Here is a 17,426-nt window from a genome sequence, read left to right as displayed (position 1 = left end):
ATGATGCGCTGCACTGTTTTCGGTGATCCCGGCCCAGCAGACTTCTAGTCATGAAGCAACCAGACGAAGGAAACCTGTTCACCGATCTGATGGAGCTCGGGCCGGCTCCGACGATGGCACGTGAGATCGTCGTCATCGTCATCAGCATCGCGATCGTCGCGGTGCTGTTCGCAATCGTCGGTACGTCGCTCCCGGCGTTCGTCGCTCTCGGCGTCATCGTCGCCTTCATGGGCGTGCGGTTCGTCATCGGACTCCGCCACTGGGAGAAGCAATCATGACCATCATCGAAGTCGATGGCATGACTCGCCGCTACGGTTCGGGCAAGAACGCTTTCGAGGCCGTGAAGGCGCTCGATCTGAAGGTCGCAGAGGGCGAACTGTTCGGCCTACTGGGTACCAACGGTGCCGGCAAGACGTCCACTCTCGAAGTGATTCAGGGACTTTCACGGCCGAGCGAGGGCACTGTGCGGATTCTGGGAATGGATCCGGTGTCCGACCGCCGTAAGGTCCGACCGTCTCTGGGCATCATGCTGCAGAAGGGCGGCCTGCCCCAGGATCTGACCACCGCGGAGAGCCTGCGCATGTGGGCGGGCACGTGCAGCAATCCGCTGCCGACGGACGAGGTGCTGGGGCGCGTAGACCTGGCCGACCGCGCCGATACCCGGGTCAAGTTTCTCTCCGGCGGCGAGCAGCGCAGGCTGGATCTGGCGTGCGCCATCATCAGCCGCCCACGAGTGCTGTTCCTGGACGAACCGACCACCGGACTCGATCCCGAAAGTCGCCGCAACACATGGCATCTGATCCAGGAGCTGAAGAACTCCGGCGTGACGATCATGCTGACGACGCACTACCTGGACGAGGCCGAGTCGCTGTGTGACCGGCTGGCGATCATGCACCGCGGCGCAGTCGTTCGCAGCGGAACGGTCGACGAGGTGGTCGCCGACCATCCGGCGAAGATCGAACTGAAGGCCCCGGGCACGGCGTTGCCGTCACTGCCGGGTACCGACATGGACGTCTCGGGAGACACCGTCTCGATCCGGACGTCCTCGGTACAGGACACGCTCACCGACTTGCTGGTGTGGGCCCGCACCAACGGGGTGACCCTGCACGGACTCGACGCCCGAGCGGCATCACTCGAGACCGTATTCCTCTCCATCGCAGACGAATTCGACAATCCAGACTTCACAGACCAGAAGGTGATGAGCGCATGAGCACGATGACCGCACTGTCACGAGCAGAGTTCACCCTGCTCGGACGCAACCGCGTACTGCTGTTCAACGCGATCGTCATGCCGTTGATCTTCCCCATCGCCCTGCTGATCGTGGGAAGCCGCAGCGACGACGGATTGACCGACGCAGGCGTCGGAGCCGCACTCGAGATCTTCGCGCTGTTCCTGCTGGTGTTCATGGTCTACTACAACATGCTCTCGGTCTACGCCACTCGCCGAGACGAGTTGGTACTCAAACGACTTCGCACCGGAGAGAGTTCGGATGTGCAGATCCTGCTCGGACCGGCCATCCCCTCGCTGATACTCACCGTCGTCCTCGGCCTGATCGTCGGAGCAGTGGTGCTGGCCTTCGGCGGACCCGTTCCCACCAACGCGCTACTGGTCGCGGCCGCCCTGTTCGGCGGTGCTGCGCTGTTCGCCGCACTGGCGTTGATCACGTCGGCGTTCACCCGCAATGCAGAGGCGGCGCAGATCACCAGCTTGCCGGTGATCCTGGTCGCCATGGCCGGCTCCTCACTGCTTCGTGATGCCCTCCCCGACTCGTTCGGCAGGGTGATAGAGCTGACCCCGATGGCCGCGGTCTCGGATCTGCTGAACCTGGGCTGGTTCGGCACCACCACGCCGGGCGACGCGTCCATCGGCTTCGCCGCCACGTTCACCGAAGCCGGCATGCCGCTGCTGGTGATGCTCGCCTGGATCGTCGGCAGCCTCCTGATCGCCCGCACGCACTTCCGCTGGGAACCGCGGTCCTAGATCGCATCTTTCGTCGACCGTCTGCAAGGCTGGAGATCATGAAGTTGCACCAGTACCTCAATCCACTGCACGGCTGGAACGACAGCAGCGCAGTGGACAAGGTGCGCGTCTACACCCGCCAGTCGTTCCTGCTCATCTCCGTCGGTGTCGCCGTCGGTGCGATGCTGACATCTCTGCAGTACGACGACTATCGGTCGATGGCGGCAGCAGCAGTGTGTGCCGCCGCCACTTTCGTGGTTGTGCAGCGCACCCCCGCACTCGGCGGCGAGTCGACGGCCGACCCACGAATCCCGTTGGCAATCGTGGCGGTCGCCGCCGTGGTGCTGGTAGCCGGAGGGACCACGAGCAACGCGATCTGGGCCGGCGTACTCGTCACCACAGCGGTCGCGACCCTGATTCCGTTGCGTTGGTCCCTGGCGGCGGCTGTGGCCGCTGCTCTGCTCGCGGCGGCTCTGGGAACCCCGGCGGTGGACACCGTGATCCTCGGCATCTTCATCGCCTTCATGGCCTTCACGGTGCAACTGTCGGCATGGCTGCTGCGCATCGTCACCGAACTCGATGCCACTCGCGACGCCGCTGCCGCACTCTCGGTTGCCGAGGAGCGTCTGCGATTCTCGCGAGATCTGCACGACGTCGTCGGACGCGCACTCTCCGCGATAGCGGTCAAGAGCGAACTCGCCGCAACGCTGGCTCGCCGGGGTGACGATCGAGCGGCGGGCCAGATGGACGAGGTTCGAGTTCTGGCCCAGGAATCCATGGCCGACGCGCGAAAGCTGGTTCGCGGCTACCGATCGGTCGATGTGGCGTCGGAACTCGACGGGGCTCGATCCCTGCTGTCGGCTGCAGGTATTTCCACCGAACTGGTCGGTGAGACCTCGGTTCTGTCCGAGCGCGCGGCCGAGGCGGCCGCCTGGGTGGTCCGTGAGGGAGTGACGAACATCCTGCGCCACTCCACCGCCACTTATTGCCGAATCGAGCTGACCGACAACAGCATTCGGCTGACCAATGACCACCCCAGTCCATCATCCGGCCGCGACGACGGCACCGGCCTGAGCGGGTTGCGCGAACGATTGGTCGCAGTCGGAGGAGCGCTGAACACGGAGAAGACCTCCGAGGAATTCACCCTCACTGCGACGTTACCGACATCGCCCCAGAACCCAAGGACGACATCATGATTCGAGTTCTGCTGGCCGACGACGAGAATCTCATTCGTTCGGCGCTTGCGACCATGCTCGATCTGGAGGACGACATCGAGATCGTCGGGCAGGCCGACTCCGGCGAGAAGGCGTTGACCGTCGCGGCCTCTCTCGCCCCCGATGTGGCCGTGCTGGACCTGCAGATGGGCGGAATCGACGGCATCGAGACAGCCCAGAAGATCGCCGAGACGCTGCCCGCGTGCGCGTCGATCATCGTCACCAGCCACGGTCGGCCGGGCTACCTGAAGAAGGCGCTCGAAGCGGGCGTGCGCGGGTTCCTCCCCAAGACCACGTCGGCTGCCACCCTGGCCGAGGTGGTGCGCACCGTCCACGGTGGCGGTCGCTACGTCGACCCCACGCTGGCCGCGGAAGCCATCGGAGCCGGAGACTCTCCGCTCACACCACGCGAGGCCGATGTGCTCGAGTTCGCCGCGGACGGCGCGTCGATCGCGGAGATCGCACGGCGGGCCCATCTTTCACCCGGCACCACCCGCAACTACCTGTCAGCCGCCGCTGCGAAACTGGGTGCAGCGAACCGGCACGAGGCCTGCGCTCTCGCTCGACGCCACGGCTGGATCTGACTCACCCTCATACCTTCGTGCTCACGGCGACAGTATCGAGGGTGGGGAGCCGATGACCGTCCGCGGGCCGAACCACGGTGATCCGCAAATTGTTGTGCCGTAGTAGATACACGGCCGCGAAGAGGCCGGTCGCCAGAGAGATGGCCCCGCCGAACAGCAACGGTGCCCGCGGATCCAAGGCGTCGGCGAGCCAACCGAGAACCGGACTGCCCAGCGGAGTGCCGCCGAGGAAGCACAGCATGTAGATGCCCATCACGCGTCCGCGCATGTCGGATGGCACCGACATCTGCAGAATGTTCATCGCCGACGTCGTGAACGTCAAAGTCAGGGCGCCGGTGGGTATCAGCAGAAGCGCGACGAGCAGGTAGTTGGGCATCAACCCGACGATCAACTCGAAGGCACCGAATGCGATGACGGCACCGATGAAGAGCCGCAGTCGCGGCGCGCTCGCCCGCCGGGCAGCCAGAGTCGCTCCGGCCAAGGTACCGACCGCCAGCGTCGTCGAGAGCAGTCCGTAGGCGTCCGCTCCGCTACCGAACGTGTTGCGCGCCAACACCGACAGGCTCAGCGGAAAGTTGAGGCCGAACGTCGAGACCATGAAGACCGTGGCCAGCAGTACTCGTAGATCACCGCGCCCCCAGACGTACCGAAACCCCTCGCGCACCTGCCCTTTGGCGCGTGGGGTCGGTTCGACGCGGAAGAGCTGACCGACGTTCATCGCCACGAGGGCACCGAACACCGCCGCGAACGACACGGCATTGATGAGGAACACCCAGCCGGTGCCGACGAGGGTGATGAGCACTCCGGACACGGCAGGGCCCACGATCCGCGCCATGTTGAAGGTCATCGAGTTCAACGCGATCGCATTGGCGAGGGTCTCTTTGCCGACCATCTCGATGGTGAACGACTGCCGCACCGGAGCGTCGATCGCGGACGAGCAGCCGAGGATGAACGCGATGACGTAGACGTGCCACAGCTCGACCATCCCCCCGACGTCGAGCACGCCGAGCACCAGACCGCATACCGCGGCGAAGACCTGGGTGATCATGAGCAGCTTGCGCTTGTCGTATCGGTCTGCCAGGACCCCACCCCAGACCGAGAGGAACAGTGTCGGCCCGAACTGCAGGGCCATGACGATACCGACGGCGAAGCCGTTGCCGCCGGACAGCGTCAGAACGAGCCAGTCCTGAGCAACCCGCTGCATCCACGTGCCGACCAGCGAGACGATCTGCCCCGACGCCCACAATCGGTAGTTGTGAGTCTTCAGGGCGGCGAACATCGTCGAGCCGGAGGTACGGGAAACAGGGGCCACCGTTCAGATAATAAACCTAGGTAACTACTCGGAGTCGCTCACGAGGGCCCCGATGATCGTCACCGCGTCACGGAGTGTGTCGAGCTGCTCGGGTCCGAGGCCTGCGAGCTGCGCGGTCATCCACGCTTCACGGGCGCTGGCCTCGTCGGCGATCAGTTCTCGACCGGCCGGTGACAGCGAGACGATCACCTGCCGCCCGTCGGTGGGATGTGGGGTGCGCGCCACCAGGCCGAGTTCGGCCAACGATGCGATCACCCGCGTCATCGACGGCGGTTGTACCTTCTCTCGCGCGGCCAAAGCACCCGGCGTCATGTCGCCCTCCCGACTCAGCGTGGCCAGAGCCGACAGCTGAGTGAGCGAGACTTGCGAGTCCACTCGCCTACCCCGAAGGTGGCGAGTCAGCCTCACCACCGCAAGCGACAGGTCGCTTGCCAATTCCCGATTGTCCTTCATTACATTTCCCGACGTCACAGCGCAGAGAATACGCCCTGGAACCGACCCTGCATCATGTAACCGCGTCGGTGATGGGTCCGACGGCGAAATATGCGACGAACAGCAACGCCACGATCCACAACAGGGGATGGACCGACTTCGCCCGACCGGAGCCGACCGCGAGTATCACCCAGGTGATGAAACCGACGCCGATCCCGTTGGCGATGGAGTAGGTGAAGGGCATCACCACGATGGTCAGGAAGGCAGGCAACGCGTAATCGAAGCGCCGGAAGTCGATGTCGAGAACCTGCCCGATCATCAGCGCACCCACCACGACCAGTGCCGGAGCGGCCGCTTCGATCGGAACGACGGCCGTGAGAGGGGTGAAGAACATGGCCAACAGGAAGAGCAATCCGGTGACGACGTTGGCCAGTCCGGTACGCGCACCCTCGGCGATTCCGGAAGCCGATTCGACGAACACGGTGTTCGACGACGCCGACGCACCACCACCCACGATGGCTCCGGCCCCCTCGACGACCAGGGCCTTGCCGATGTTCGGCAGTTTCCCGTCCTTGTCCAGTTTCGCTTCCTTGCCCAGACCGGTCATCGTGCCCATCGCGTCGAAGAAGTTCGCGAGCACGAGCGTGAACACCAGCAGGCTGGCAGCGAGCACGCCGATGCGCGTGAACGCTCCGAACAGATCGACGTTGCCCACCAACGACAGATCGGGAGACTGAATCAACTCGGTGGGCAGCTGCGGAACCGACAGGTTCCAGCCCTTGGGGTCGACGCCGTTCGACGGACCCACGTCGGTGACGGCCTCGACGATCGCCGCCAGCACCGTCGTCACCACGATGCCGATCAGCAGACCTCCGCGCACCTTGCGCACCACCAGCACACCCATCAGCAACAACCCGAACACGAAGATCACCGTCGGCCACGACGCGATGGACCCGTCGATGCCGAGCCCGACGGGAACCGTCGTGCCCGCGGCGTCGGGGATGCGGCGAACGAACCCGGAGTCGACCAGTCCGATGAAGGCGATGAACGCGCCGATGCCTGCGGCGATCGCAGCCTTGAGCTCGGCCGGGATCGCGTTGAACACCGCGGTGCGGAATCCGGTCACCGCCAGAAGAACGATGATGATGCCGTCGATCACGACCAGCCCCATCGCCTCGGGCCACGTCACCTGCGGTGCGATCGTCACGGCGAGCAGTGTGTTGATACCCAGGCCTGCTGCGATGCCGAAGGGATAGTTGGCGATGATGCCGAACGCGATGCTCATGAATCCGGCCACCAGCGCTGTCACGGCGGCGACCTGGGCGACCGGCAGGATGTTGCCGAGCACGTCGGTCTTGGCGGCCGCGTCGTCGGCGGAGAAGCTGCCCAGGATCAGCGGATTGAGGACGACGATGTAGGCCATGGCCACGAAGGTGACCACTCCTCCTCGGACCTCGGATCCGACCGTCGAGCCTCGTTCGGTGATCTTGAAGTAGTTGTCGAGTAGCCGCGACGACAATTGCATGAGCGAACGATAAAGCACACCGAAGCACTTGGGTAACCGCAACGGCGCAGCCGAGACACGGGGCAGTGGCGTAACTTGAGTTTCGTGGCCGACCTCCCCCAGATTCCGCGCAGCCTCACCGATCCGGTGCCTGTGTTGGCGATCGGCATCCTCGGCTGGATCCTCGCGCTGGTGGTGTTCACCGCCACCGGAGGTGGGGGCGGCGACGCACTGGCCACGTGTTGGTGCGGCATCGCAGTCGGTGCCGTGGGGTTCGGAATCTTCCTGATGCAGAGAGCGGCGTCACGTCGCGGGAGCAAAACGGCCCAACGCGGCCTCGATTGAGATCAGAATCACGTTAGCCCGGTCACCACAGGCCTCTGACGTGGGCAAACTAACCCCTCAACCGGTTGAGTAACACAAAGTTAACGTGGACCATGGGTTATGTCAGATAAAACAACCTTTTGATCCACGAAAGCCAGGCCATGAAGCTCGTCTCTCAGTACCGCACTCGCCGCAACCACGTCCGCTCGCTCCGCGCCCTCTACGCACGCGCCAACGCTGTCTCCAGCCCGGCCATGCGCGACGAGCTGCTCGTCATCGCACAGCGCTCGGATTTCTCGCGCTGATCAGCCTGACGGCATAGATCCACCCCAGCCCCCACAGGGCACCGAACACCCAGCCGGCCAACACATCCGTGGTCCAGTGCGCACCCAGGTAGATCCGAGAGAATCCGATCAGCAGGGACGCGACCACAGGTAACACGAGCAGTACCGGCCGATGCAGCCACGGAGTGGACGATCGCAGCATCACCGCGATCGCCACCGTGGCAAGCACCATCGACATCGTCGCGTGGCCCGACGGAAACGAATGGCTCGCAATGTCCACCAGCCGCTCCGGAAGCGGTGGACGCTCCCGCGCGAACGCGAACTTCAGCGCATTCATCAGACCCCATCCGGTCAGCATCGCGCCTGCGATCACGACGGCATCCGATCTGCGTCCGACGCGAAGCAACGCAACGACGCCCACCGCGGACAGCAGAAACATCGACACCGTGTTGCCGAGCGTGGTGATGATCCAGAACATCGTCGTGACCCACCCGACTCGATGCTCGACCATCCAGTCCAGGATCACACCGTCAAACCCCACGAGGTCGCTCCCAACTTTCCGTGCAATGGACCGTTCCATCAGCGGTCACCCACCACGGGACTGTCCGCTCGCCGCTCACGTCACCGGACAGCCGCACCACGAGTTCGCGATGCACCACCACCCCGCCGGACGGCAGCGGTAATCCCATGACCGCACAGGCCGATACGGCTCCGGGTTCACGATCCCAGGAGCTGACCCGTCCCACTCCCAGCACTTCTCCGCTGATCGCCTCCGACGCAGACCTGATGTCGAGAACGTCGGCCAGGGCCGCAGCGGTGTCCATGTCCGAGAGCACGGCGACCTCCGGTGGTACAACGCTCGCCAGCCACGGGGCGTCGATCACCAGCGCATCCGATGCGTCCACGACTGCGCCGCCGAGCGTGCGGACACGATCCGGGGGATCGATGTCCGAGACCTCGATGCGCCGCTCCACCACAGCGGTGGCGATGAGCGTGTGGGTTCGCGCGATCACCGCAGGGGTCGGACTCCGCTGTGGATCCGACAGCGCTGCCAGCAGCACGCGAGCAGTATCGGCGCTGTCGCAGATCGACGCGCTGAGCACCGCCTGTAGTTCGTCGGCACGCGGATGATCCAGTGGATCGAGCAACCCGGCGAACGTCTCGTCCGACGGTGCCCGAAAGCTCATCGGACGCGAACCATGCACTCGCGCATGGCGTCCGATCCACCACGCGGTGTAGCCGTCCCGATCGGCCAGTGCCGCACGGGTGCTCGGGTCGTCCAACAGTACGGTCAGCGCATCGAACCAGCCGTCCGATCGAACGAGGTCGAGATCGCGAACCGCGAGGAGTGTTTCCGGCTCCTCGGACAGACTCGACCACCATGCGGACTCGTCGTCGAGATCGTGATCCGGCCCGGTCGGTAGCTCGTCACGCACCACCGAGAACCCCCACCCGACGCCCACTGCTCGCAGCGCCCGCTCACCGAACCTGGCCACCACCGCAGGCGCGAGCACACCGAACGGTGAATCCTGTATCAGCAGGTCCGCCAACGGCGCTCCGGGAAGCAACAATTCGTCGGCGCTGCGCAATTCACCCTCGTCGTCTTCGAGGGGCAGACCGCCGAGCCAACCGGGTAGTTCGCCCGCCTCTGCCGCCAGCGCGAGCACGGCGGAGACCAGACCGTCGACCTCTTCGCTCTCGTCCCAGTCGAGATCGTCCAGCGCAGCCTCGAGCGCCGGGTCGGTGAGCAGCTCGGTCGCAGTCGCGTCGCGGGCACCCAGACGCGACAGCAGCGGACTCACCGACTCCGGGTGCACCAACCTGACCCAGGTGACCGCAGCCGAGGCGTCGGAGCCGATCGCCGTCGTCCGCGGACCGGTCACCGTGCGACCGTCCGCGAGTGGAACAGGCAGCGCAGCAAGCTCTTCCGCAGCCACACCGTCGACCACGAGTGGGGCCAACGCGTCGAACAGTCGCCGCCACCAACTCGGCTCGCGATCGAGCCCACCGACCATCTCCGCCAGCCTCGCCAACCCGATTCGGTGCACACCCACTGCCGCGAGCGCCGACGCATGTCGTGCACCCGACAGTGATGCGTCGACCAGATCGGGTACGACACCTGTCAGCACCTCGGTGAGTTCCTCGGTGGCGTCGGCGACGACGTTCGCCCGCTCGGGCACCAGATCGCGGGCGTCGACACCGGGAAGCCATGGTGCGCAGGACAGTCGACGAAACACGAGTTCACGCAGTGCGCCGTCGACCTCACTGCGGGCGAATCCGACCTCGGGCACGAACGACACCCTGGATGCGGCAGGCAGCGAGGCCACGAAGTCCACGTACCCGTGCGCTACCGCGTCGAACGAGACACCTGGCAACACGCGTCGCCGATCGGGCTGCATCGGCACATCGGCAATGACCAACGCGGGCAACGACAGTAGCTCGTCCGAACGAGTCGGAGCGCGCAACACATCGGGCGCCGCGGGAACGGGCAGACCGTCGACGACCGGAGCGAGCCAACGGGCGGCCGGGGTGGTGAACTGCCGCCAGGTTCGCGCACCGATCGTGATCTCGGACGAATGGTCGTCCAATTCGGTTCTGCTGCAGTCGATCACGACGCCGTCGATCTCGATGGAGTTCAACGCCTCCAGTTCGAGCAGCAGGTCGACGGCCTCGTCCACAAATCCTGCCGCGAACGAATCCGCCGCCACATCGGCTCGCAATGTCAACACGATCTCGGTGTCGAAGCCGTCGGCCGGCGAATCCACGACCGGCCATGCGAGCCGCAGCACCGGCGCGCCGGTGTCAGGCAAGGGCATGCCTCGCTCGGTCATCGCCTCGAGCGTGCGCCGTGCGCTGAACGCCACGCCGCCGCCACGGGAACGCAGCTCGATCTCGTCGGACACCGAACGCACTGCGGTGAACCCGACCCCGAACTGCCCGACGCCCGGGTCCGTCGAGCCCTTGGCCGAGGCCCGCAGCGCCGTGAGGGCGTGCACGCCCGAGACATCGAGCGCTGCACCGGTATTGGCGACATGCAGAGCACCGAACTCATCGGTCCACACGGCCAGCCGACCCGGGACGCCGGCGCGCTGCGCGGCGTCCGCCGCATTCTGCGCCAGCTCGGTCAACAGACGATCGCGGTAACCCCCGCGCACCAGATCGGACTCGGACGCCGAGTCCTCCCGAAGCCGGGTGGGAGAAGAACCCCACGCCGCGAGAATCGACTCCCGCAGCGACCCGGTGTCGAACGGATCGATCAGCTCGGAGATGCCGAAGCTTCTTCCTGCGCAGCACGATCGGTCGTGCTCGACGCATCATCGGCGACGGGTTCGGCCTCGTCGACCGCAACGACCTCGTCAGCCGGCTCTTCGGAGGCAGTCTCTTGTGGAGTCACCGACGCCTCCGGGGCAGCCTCGTCCGTGTCGGCCGTCTCGACGCCGTCGGTTGTCTCGGCAACAGCAGCAGGCTCGACCGGAGCGACCGGCGACGCGATGACGTCGAGTGCCGCGTCGTCGTACGGCTCGAATTGCGGCGATCCGGCTCCGGTGGGGAGTTCGGTGTCCGAATGCGCTCCGCAGCCGTACTCGGCGTGCACCACGTGTCCATCGGCCGCGAATTCGTTGCCGCACACCCCGAATGCGGCGGACATGGACCCGGCGATGGGGAGGTAGAAGCCACACAGCCCGCAGGTCGACGGCGCAGCCTTGGCCATCTCGGTATCGGGCCCGAAATCGCCGTCGTGCCAACGCTGGGCGGCGTCGAGGCGTCCTTCGAGGCTGATGACCTTGCTTCGGCCGAGGCCGATCTCGCCCGCCACCTCGTCGATGGCGGGGTCACCGGATTCGACGTACCCGGGCACGAGCCGGGGATCGTCCTGGCGCGGAGACAACAGATCGCCGGGTCCCAGGTCGCCGGGACGGATGCGCTCGTCCCAGGGCACCCAGGTCGGTGCCACGAGAGCGTCGGGGCCCGGCAGCAGAACCAGCTCACTGACCGTGGCGTGATCCGCGTCCTCCGGGGCGGCGACCACGACGGCCCACTGCCATCCGCGGTACCCCTCGAGATCGCTGGCGAACCGGTGCGTGGCCGCACTGGCGTCTTCGGCGGTGACCCCGAGGTACTCGCCGATACCGCCCTCTCCCAGGTCGAGCAGAGCCTGCCGCGCGAGGTCCACGGCATCGGCCAAGACGGGGCGGATGGAATCGAGCTCTGGAGAAGATACGAAACTCACACATTCAGTTTGCCGCATCGACTCGGTGACGCCCAGTTCGGGCTGCCATCATGGGTGCAATGACCGTCCGTGCTCGCACCTACGCTGCCCTCGTGGCCTCGCTGCTGGCCGTGTCCGCCTGTTCGTCGACGACGCAGCCGACCCCGGTGACGTCCGACTCGGTTCCGACACTGACCACCGAGATCCTGCGCGAATACGACCGCGGTGACGACGCCTTCACTCAGGGCTTCGAGATCGACGGCGACGTGCTCTACGAGGGCACCGGATTGGAAGGTTCCTCGTTCGTCAGGCGGACGTCGCTCGAGACCATGACCGAACTCGATCGCGTGGATCTGCCGTCCGACCTGTTCGGCGAAGGCATCACCGTCGACGGCGACACGCTGTGGCAGATCACCTGGCAGGACGGTGTCGCGATCGCCCGAGACCGGGACACTCTGACAGAACGACGCCGAGTGAACTACGAGGGCGAAGGCTGGGGGCTGTGCACGCAGACGCCGGACAACCGCCTCGTCATGAGCGACGGCTCGTCCACTCTCACCTTCCGCGACCCCACGTCGTTCGAGGCCGAGGGCACCGTGAACGTCACACTCGACGGCAATCCGGTGGAGCGCCTCAACGAACTCGAATGCGCCGACGACGGATCGGTGTACGCCAACGTGTGGCAGACGTTCGACATCATGCGCATCGACCCCGAGACCGGCGCGGTGACGGGCGTCATCGACGGCACCCCACTGTGGGATTCGATGTCGGACTCCCAACGAGGGGGTGCCGACGTGTTCAACGGCATCGCACAGATCCCCGGCACCGACCGGTTTCTCGTGACCGGCAAATACTGGCCCACGATCTTCGAGGTGCAATTCACCGATACCGCGTCGGTAGGACAGAATTGACACCGTGACCGATCCCCGTCTCCCCCACACCCCACCGGGTGCGGACGACCCACACCAGGATCACTCCGCGGGCTCCGCTCACGACCCCGAGCAGAACGATGCTCCTGACCGACCCGGTCACTCCGCAGGCTCCGCTCCTGACTCGAACGGTCACTACGCAGGCTCCGCTCCTGACCCACTCGAGCACCCCGGTCTGGCCAACTACCCGGCCGCAACTCCTGTGACCGCCCATGTTCCGAGCCGCCGCGAGCCGTTGCCGCCGTTGCACCCGCCGCGTACCGAGCAGATCACTGCGGCACGCGGCAAGGCCGGCGCACGCAAGCCGCCGCCGATGCCCAAGAAGCTGACCGTCACCCGCGTCGCCGCCATGCGTGGACGCGAGCTGACCGGCAAGGGAATCGCATCGTTTCAGCGAGCCGCGAAGGCCGACGGTGCCGACAAGTCCGGTTTGACGGCACTCACGTACGCGACCATGGCGAACTTCGCATCGGATGCCGCGCTGGCGATCGCATTGGCCAACACGCTCTTCTTCTCCGCCGCCACCGGTGAGGACAAGACCAAGGTCGCGCTGTATCTCGTCATCACCATCGCGCCGTTCGCATTGATCGCGCCGCTCATCGGTCCGCTGCTGGACCGATTGCAGCAGGGCCGACGCATCGCGCTCGCCACGTCCTTCGGGTTGCGCACCGTGTTGGCGGTGGTGCTGGTGTTCAACTTCGACAGCTGGGTGTTGTATCCGGCCGCGCTCGGCATGCTCGTCCTGAGCAAGTCTTTTGCGGTGCTCAAGAGCGCGGTGACTCCACGGGTACTGCCACCGGAGATCGACCTGGTCCGCGTCAACTCACGTCTGACGGTGTTCGGTCTGCTCGGCGGCACCATCGCGGCCGGGGCGGTCGCCGGCGGCATCGCGTTCGTCGCGGGTTCGCCGGGGGCTCTGTGGTTCGTCGCCGCGATCACCGTGCTCGGCGCCTACCTGAGCATGCGCATTCCGTCCTGGGTGGAGATCACCGAGGGTGAAGTGCCCGCAACCTTGAGTTACCACGCCGATCAGCACGGTGATCGCGATTACGCCGGAAGCGGGGCTCCCACCGAGAACCTCCGCCGCACGCCCCCGTCGCCCCCGGCGTCGAGCAGCGCCAAGAACCGCAGACAGCCCTTGGGCCGGGCGGTCATCGTCGGGCTCTGGGGCAACGGCACCATCCGGATTCTCACCGGCTTCCTGACGCTCTACATCGCGTTCGTCGCCAAATCCCGTACCGAACACGAACCGCTTCAGCAGGCCGCGATGCTCGGACTCGTCGGAGCCGCCGCCGGTCTCGGCAACTTCTCCGGCAACGCGCTCGGAGCCAGGATCAAGCTCGGCCGGCCGTCCCTGGTGGTTCTTCGCTGCACCCTCGCAGTCACGGTCGTGGCCGTCGTCGCCGCGGTCACCGACAGCCTGCTCACCGCAGCGGTGGCAGCGCTCGTCGCGTCGAGCGCCAGTGCACTCGCCAAGGTCTCCCTCGACGCGTCCCTGCAGGCCGATCTGCCGCCGGAATCGATCGCGTCGGGATTCGGCCGATCGGAAACCGTCATGCAGCTGTGCTGGGTCCTGGGCGGCACGCTCGGCGTGCTGCTCCCCACCGAGTACTGGCTCGGTTTCACCGTGGTCTCGGTGTTGCTTACGATCGGGCTCGTGCAGACATTCCTCACCTACCGCGGCAGATCACTTCTGCCCGGCTTCGGCGGCAACCGCCCCGACCACGTCGAACAAGAAGTGTCCGACGGTTCCTTCGGCGAAAACGTGACCAAGTGAATCTCGCTCCCCGCACCAAGAAGATCGCGGCCCTGGTCGCCGCAGGTCTGCTCGTCGTCGCCGTTGCCTTCGTCGCGGTACTCGCGCTGCTGATCGGGAACGCGCCGGACAAGGAACCGACCGTCTCCGCCTACGCCAACGGCCGAGCCGTCGACGTGGAGCCGTACCTGTACTGCGCCGTCAGCGACCCGCTGTGCACCAACGTCGGAGAAACCACCGAGATCCAGGTCGGCAAGGCCCCGACGGTGCAGCTCTCGCTTCCCGAGGCCGTCTACTCGGCACCGTGGGTGCTCGCCCTGGTCTACGGCGACGACGGCGGAAACGTCGTGGAGGACAGCGCGTTCAACGAACCGGGAACCAGGCTCAGCGTCACGGTGCCCACCAAGGACGACAGCGGCCGAACCCTGCTCGGGATCGAAGTGCGTCTGCCCACCGGCATCATCGACACCGACACCAATCAGGAGGGCTTCGTCAGCCACGCCATCTGGTCGATCGGCACGCTGCCGTAGGTCGTTCCCGAGATCAGCTGTCGAGCTCGCGGGCGACGGCCCGGACCACCTCGGAGATGCGTTGCGCGATCTTGCGGTCCGGGTACTTGCCCTTGCGGAGCTCGGGCTGCACCGTCGCTTCGAGCAGCGTGATCATGTCCTCGACCATCCCGTGCAGCTCGTCGGGAGTGTGCTTGCGCTCGACGGGTTCGCGGCGGGTGCTGCCGGTGTTCTGACGCACCGACGGCGCCGGCTCGAGCACCTTCAGGCTCAACGCCTGCGGTCCGCGACGGCCTGCGGCCATCCCGAACTCGACTCGCTGACCGGCTTTGAGGCCCTCGACGCCCTCGGGCAGCGCCGAGGAACGCACGTAGACGTCCTCGCCTTCCTCCTGCGAGAGGAATCCGAATCCCTTGTCGACGTCGTACCACTTCACCTTGCCGGTCGGCACTGAGCTCACCCGTTCATCTGTTGCTGTGACAGTTGCGTTGTCCGTGGGACCGATGTTCGGCCCGCACAAGTTTCGCGCCCCACGAGGACGTAGGACGCGAATACACCAGTCTAGCGCGGTGAGCCCGGATAGAGCATTCGAGTTGTTCACCGCACCGCGCTCTTCACAGCGTCGCGATTCGCACTACCGTGGTCGATGTGGACACAACGACCCGTAAGAGCAGCACCGCTCTGCTGCGCATCGCGCTGGCCCTGTTCGCGATCGGCCTCGTCGCCATCGTCGCGATCCTGATGTTTCCGATCTTCTCCGACGCGAAGCCCCCACTCGGGCTCTACCTGACGGCCATGTTCTCCGCGCCGACCGGCTTCGTGCTGGCGCTGGGGTACGCGCTGGCATCCGGACGACGGGCGCGCTGACCATGCGGTTGATACTGAACGTCATCTGGCTGGTCTTCGGCGGCCTGTGGCTGGCACTGGGCTACTTCCTCGCTGGGCTGCTGCTGTGCATCCTGATCGTGACCATTCCGTTCGGCATCGCGTCGTTCCGCATCGGCGTCTACGCGCTGTGGCCGTTCGGGTCGACGATCGTCGACAAGCCGGGGTCCGGATCCGGTGCGCTCGTCGGAAACGTGCTGTGGCTGATTCTGGCCGGTTGGTGGCTGGCCCTGACCCACGTGGTCACCGCCGTCGCGATGGCGATCACCATCATCGGCATCCCGTTGGCGATCGCGAACCTGAAGATGATCCCCGTGTCCCTGATGCCCCTCGGCAAGGACATCGTTGCCGTTCGGTGACCTCCGGAACCGGTTCCCGTCGATGTGACTTCCATCACATCACGCTCCGGTAACGGGCAGGCAACGGACAGGGGTTCAATGCCCGGCACGTCCACTAGCTGGGCCGACTCGAGCGACCCGAAAGAGGTACAAAATGTGCTCTCGGCGACGCCCCGAAATCGACAGTTACCAAATAGTGACGTAAGGCGGGAATTTCAGTACGGTCAGCAGCGGCCGGAAAGTTCGGCCGAATTCCGGCCCGCAGCGCCAAACCTCGTCCCGCGGGAACCGGAACACCCTCGACGATCACCCAGGGGACGAGGACGGGGGACCCACGTCCTCCACGGACAACCGGGAAGTTGTAGCGACTCACGAAGCCGCACCGACTTCCCTTGGGGTGAAGCCCAATTGCCCACTCGCAGGAGTGTGTGAGACGGCCGGGCTACCTCTCAGCCCGAACCCGACAGCTGACCTCGCAGGCGCGTGTGGAGAGGATTTCAACTCGTATGAGCGGACGTCATCGCAAGCCGAGCACCACTGGCAAGACCGTCGCAAAGGTCGCAGTCACCGGAGCCATCATGGGCACCGCGAGCATCGCCTTCACCGGCACCGCGAACGCGGCACCGGATTCCGACTGGGACCGCCTGGCACAGTGTGAAGCCGGCGGCAACTGGGGCATCAACACCGGCAACGGCTACCAGGGTGGGTTGCAGTTCTCCCCCAGCACCTGGAACGCGCACGGCGGCCAGCAGTACGCGGCCACGGCCAACCAGGCCAGCCGTGAAGAGCAGATCGCAGTCGCAGAGAAGGTCCTCGACTCGCAGGGCTGGGGCGCATGGCCGTCCTGCTCCTCGAGCCTCGGCCTGAACAGCGCGCCCACCGAGCGCAGTGTTCCGGTCACCCCCAAGGCACCGGAAGTTCCCGCGTTGCCCGACCTGACGTCCATCCCGGCAGTCGACAACTCGGCCGAGGTCGTCGAGGGCATCGTCACCGCCGTCCAGAACCTCACCAACGATCCGCAGATCGCCTCGTTCGTGCAGAACGCGGCTCAGGGCATCCAGCTCGATCCTCAGATCGTGAACTTCTACCAGGCCAACAAGGCATTCCTGCCCCAGTAAGCGCCCGGAGACGGTTCAGCTCGTACGAAAGAAGCCCCCGACGGATTGTCGGGGGCTTCTTCGTGCTC

The 17,426-nt window shown here is 65.7% G+C and carries 20 protein-coding genes and 1 riboswitch; of the genes, 13 read left to right on the top strand and 7 right to left on the bottom strand.

Annotation, left to right across the window (positions count from 1 at the left end; all coding sequences use genetic code 11):
- Positions 1–50: 50 nt before the first annotated feature.
- From R3P95_RS10220 to R3P95_RS10200, 5 genes are read left to right on the top strand one after another with little or no spacing between them, the layout of a single operon-like run.
- Positions 51–278: a hypothetical protein gene (locus R3P95_RS10220; protein WP_176460371.1), complete on the top strand. Its 228-nt coding sequence runs from the start codon at positions 51–53 to the stop codon at positions 276–278.
- Positions 275–1,210, top strand: a complete 936-nt coding sequence (locus tag R3P95_RS10215) for an ABC transporter ATP-binding protein (RefSeq protein WP_300516953.1) — start codon at positions 275–277, stop codon at positions 1,208–1,210. Before R3P95_RS10220 ends, R3P95_RS10215 begins: the two co-directional genes overlap by 4 nt.
- A complete protein-coding gene (locus R3P95_RS10210; RefSeq protein ID WP_149405040.1) occupies positions 1,207–1,980 on the top strand; it encodes an ABC transporter permease in 774 nt (257 codons plus the stop codon). Before R3P95_RS10215 ends, R3P95_RS10210 begins: the two co-directional genes overlap by 4 nt.
- A gap of 38 nt (positions 1,981–2,018) precedes the next feature.
- Complete coding sequence (locus tag R3P95_RS10205; protein ID WP_317548267.1) at positions 2,019–3,155, top strand: sensor histidine kinase; 1,137 nt, start codon at positions 2,019–2,021, stop codon at positions 3,153–3,155.
- On the top strand, positions 3,152–3,757 hold the full coding sequence (locus tag R3P95_RS10200) for a response regulator transcription factor (protein ID WP_269594822.1): 606 nt from the start codon (positions 3,152–3,154) through the stop codon (positions 3,755–3,757). Before R3P95_RS10205 ends, R3P95_RS10200 begins: the two co-directional genes overlap by 4 nt.
- Positions 3,758–3,764: 7 nt before the next feature.
- Here the strand turns inward: R3P95_RS10200 and R3P95_RS10195 are convergent, their stop codons facing one another.
- From R3P95_RS10195 to R3P95_RS10185, 3 genes are read right to left on the bottom strand one after another with little or no spacing between them, the layout of a single operon-like run.
- On the bottom strand, positions 3,765–5,036 hold the full coding sequence (locus tag R3P95_RS10195; protein ID WP_317532685.1) for an MFS transporter: 1,272 nt from the start codon (positions 5,034–5,036) through the stop codon (positions 3,765–3,767).
- A gap of 57 nt (positions 5,037–5,093) precedes the next feature.
- Positions 5,094–5,522 (bottom strand): Rv0880 family HTH-type transcriptional regulator, encoded by a 429-nt coding sequence (locus R3P95_RS10190; protein WP_037188786.1) that lies wholly within the window; start codon positions 5,520–5,522, stop codon positions 5,094–5,096.
- Positions 5,523–5,574: 52 nt separating this feature from the next.
- On the bottom strand, positions 5,575–7,026 hold the full coding sequence (locus tag R3P95_RS10185) for an NCS2 family permease (protein ID WP_317548266.1): 1,452 nt from the start codon (positions 7,024–7,026) through the stop codon (positions 5,575–5,577).
- 84 nt (positions 7,027–7,110) lie between these two features.
- Here R3P95_RS10185 and R3P95_RS10180 point away from each other — a divergent pair, with 84 nt between their 5' ends.
- Both R3P95_RS10180 and R3P95_RS10175 read left to right on the top strand, forming a co-directional pair.
- Positions 7,111–7,350: a DUF2530 domain-containing protein gene (locus R3P95_RS10180; protein WP_082898832.1), complete on the top strand. Its 240-nt coding sequence runs from the start codon at positions 7,111–7,113 to the stop codon at positions 7,348–7,350.
- Positions 7,351–7,490: 140 nt separating this feature from the next.
- Positions 7,491–7,634: a hypothetical protein gene (locus R3P95_RS10175; protein WP_156516107.1), complete on the top strand. Its 144-nt coding sequence runs from the start codon at positions 7,491–7,493 to the stop codon at positions 7,632–7,634.
- Here R3P95_RS10175 and R3P95_RS10170 read toward each other — a convergent pair.
- The 3 genes from R3P95_RS10170 to R3P95_RS10160 form a co-directional block, all read right to left on the bottom strand.
- Positions 7,603–8,154, bottom strand: a complete 552-nt coding sequence (locus R3P95_RS10170) for a phosphatase PAP2 family protein (RefSeq protein WP_317532574.1) — start codon at positions 8,152–8,154, stop codon at positions 7,603–7,605. The genes R3P95_RS10175 and R3P95_RS10170 overlap by 32 nt on opposite strands.
- Entirely contained in the window at positions 8,144–10,768 is a 2,625-nt protein-coding gene (locus R3P95_RS10165) for a sacsin N-terminal ATP-binding-like domain-containing protein (protein ID WP_394855402.1), read from the bottom strand. The genes R3P95_RS10170 and R3P95_RS10165 overlap by 11 nt, the downstream gene beginning before the upstream one ends.
- A gap of 101 nt (positions 10,769–10,869) precedes the next feature.
- Positions 10,870–11,862, bottom strand: coding sequence for a DUF3027 domain-containing protein (locus R3P95_RS10160; protein ID WP_317532573.1), 993 nt, complete (start codon positions 11,860–11,862; stop codon positions 10,870–10,872).
- 41 nt (positions 11,863–11,903) lie between these two features.
- Between R3P95_RS10160 and R3P95_RS10155 the strand changes: the two genes are divergently transcribed.
- From R3P95_RS10155 to R3P95_RS10145, 3 genes are read left to right on the top strand one after another with little or no spacing between them, the layout of a single operon-like run.
- On the top strand, positions 11,904–12,734 hold the full coding sequence (locus R3P95_RS10155) for a glutaminyl-peptide cyclotransferase (protein ID WP_394855401.1): 831 nt from the start codon (positions 11,904–11,906) through the stop codon (positions 12,732–12,734).
- 4 nt (positions 12,735–12,738) lie between these two features.
- Positions 12,739–14,529, top strand: coding sequence for an MFS transporter (locus tag R3P95_RS10150; RefSeq protein WP_317548264.1), 1,791 nt, complete (start codon positions 12,739–12,741; stop codon positions 14,527–14,529).
- A complete protein-coding gene (locus R3P95_RS10145; RefSeq protein WP_317548263.1) occupies positions 14,526–15,038 on the top strand; it encodes a DUF2771 domain-containing protein in 513 nt (170 codons plus the stop codon). The genes R3P95_RS10150 and R3P95_RS10145 overlap by 4 nt, the downstream gene beginning before the upstream one ends.
- Positions 15,039–15,051: 13 nt before the next feature.
- On the opposite strand, the gene R3P95_RS10140 is transcribed toward R3P95_RS10145, so the two are convergent.
- A complete protein-coding gene (locus tag R3P95_RS10140) occupies positions 15,052–15,468 on the bottom strand; it encodes a cold-shock protein (RefSeq protein ID WP_008719325.1) in 417 nt (138 codons plus the stop codon).
- A gap of 197 nt (positions 15,469–15,665) precedes the next feature.
- Between R3P95_RS10140 and R3P95_RS10135 the strand changes: the two genes are divergently transcribed.
- The 3 genes from R3P95_RS10135 to R3P95_RS10125 all read left to right on the top strand — a co-directional run bounded on the left by R3P95_RS10135 (position 15,666) and on the right by R3P95_RS10125 (position 17,358).
- Positions 15,666–15,884, top strand: coding sequence for a hypothetical protein (locus tag R3P95_RS10135; RefSeq protein WP_082898830.1), 219 nt, complete (start codon positions 15,666–15,668; stop codon positions 15,882–15,884).
- A gap of 2 nt (positions 15,885–15,886) precedes the next feature.
- Positions 15,887–16,261 (top strand): YccF domain-containing protein, encoded by a 375-nt coding sequence (locus tag R3P95_RS10130; RefSeq protein WP_037187421.1) that lies wholly within the window; start codon positions 15,887–15,889, stop codon positions 16,259–16,261.
- Positions 16,262–16,537: 276 nt separating this feature from the next.
- Positions 16,538–16,738: riboswitch (cyclic di-AMP (ydaO/yuaA leader) on the top strand.
- Between the two features lie 8 nt (positions 16,739–16,746).
- Positions 16,747–17,358 carry a resuscitation-promoting factor Rpf1 domain-containing protein gene (locus tag R3P95_RS10125; protein WP_149405030.1) on the top strand — a complete coding sequence of 204 codons (612 nt, stop codon included), beginning with the start codon at positions 16,747–16,749 and terminating at the stop codon, positions 17,356–17,358.
- The last annotated feature ends 68 nt before the right edge of the window (positions 17,359–17,426 follow it).

The sequence above is a fragment of the Rhodococcus cercidiphylli genome (assembly GCF_033042225.1).
GTDB lineage: Bacteria > Actinomycetota > Actinomycetes > Mycobacteriales > Mycobacteriaceae > Rhodococcoides.
The sequence above is the reverse complement of the archived record's forward strand: the minus strand, read 5'-3'. Positions and strand labels throughout refer to the sequence as shown.

Coding starts and splice junctions, on each gene's coding strand:
- R3P95_RS10220 (WP_176460371.1), top strand. CDS start 51: ATGAAGCAACCAGACGAAGGAAACCTGTTCACCGATCTGATGGAGCTC.
- R3P95_RS10215 (WP_300516953.1), top strand. CDS start 275: ATGACCATCATCGAAGTCGATGGCATGACTCGCCGCTACGGTTCGGGC.
- R3P95_RS10210 (WP_149405040.1), top strand. CDS start 1,207: ATGAGCACGATGACCGCACTGTCACGAGCAGAGTTCACCCTGCTCGGA.
- R3P95_RS10205 (WP_317548267.1), top strand. CDS start 2,019: ATGAAGTTGCACCAGTACCTCAATCCACTGCACGGCTGGAACGACAGC.
- R3P95_RS10200 (WP_269594822.1), top strand. CDS start 3,152: ATGATTCGAGTTCTGCTGGCCGACGACGAGAATCTCATTCGTTCGGCG.
- R3P95_RS10195 (WP_317532685.1), bottom strand. CDS start 5,036: ATGTTCGCCGCCCTGAAGACTCACAACTACCGATTGTGGGCGTCGGGG.
- R3P95_RS10190 (WP_037188786.1), bottom strand. CDS start 5,522: ATGAAGGACAATCGGGAATTGGCAAGCGACCTGTCGCTTGCGGTGGTG.
- R3P95_RS10185 (WP_317548266.1), bottom strand. CDS start 7,026: ATGCAATTGTCGTCGCGGCTACTCGACAACTACTTCAAGATCACCGAA.
- R3P95_RS10175 (WP_156516107.1), top strand. CDS start 7,491: ATGAAGCTCGTCTCTCAGTACCGCACTCGCCGCAACCACGTCCGCTCG.
- R3P95_RS10160 (WP_317532573.1), bottom strand. CDS start 11,862: ATGCGGCAAACTGAATGTGTGAGTTTCGTATCTTCTCCAGAGCTCGAT.
- R3P95_RS10155 (WP_394855401.1), top strand. CDS start 11,904: ATGACCGTCCGTGCTCGCACCTACGCTGCCCTCGTGGCCTCGCTGCTG.
- R3P95_RS10130 (WP_037187421.1), top strand. CDS start 15,887: ATGCGGTTGATACTGAACGTCATCTGGCTGGTCTTCGGCGGCCTGTGG.
- R3P95_RS10125 (WP_149405030.1), top strand. CDS start 16,747: ATGAGCGGACGTCATCGCAAGCCGAGCACCACTGGCAAGACCGTCGCA.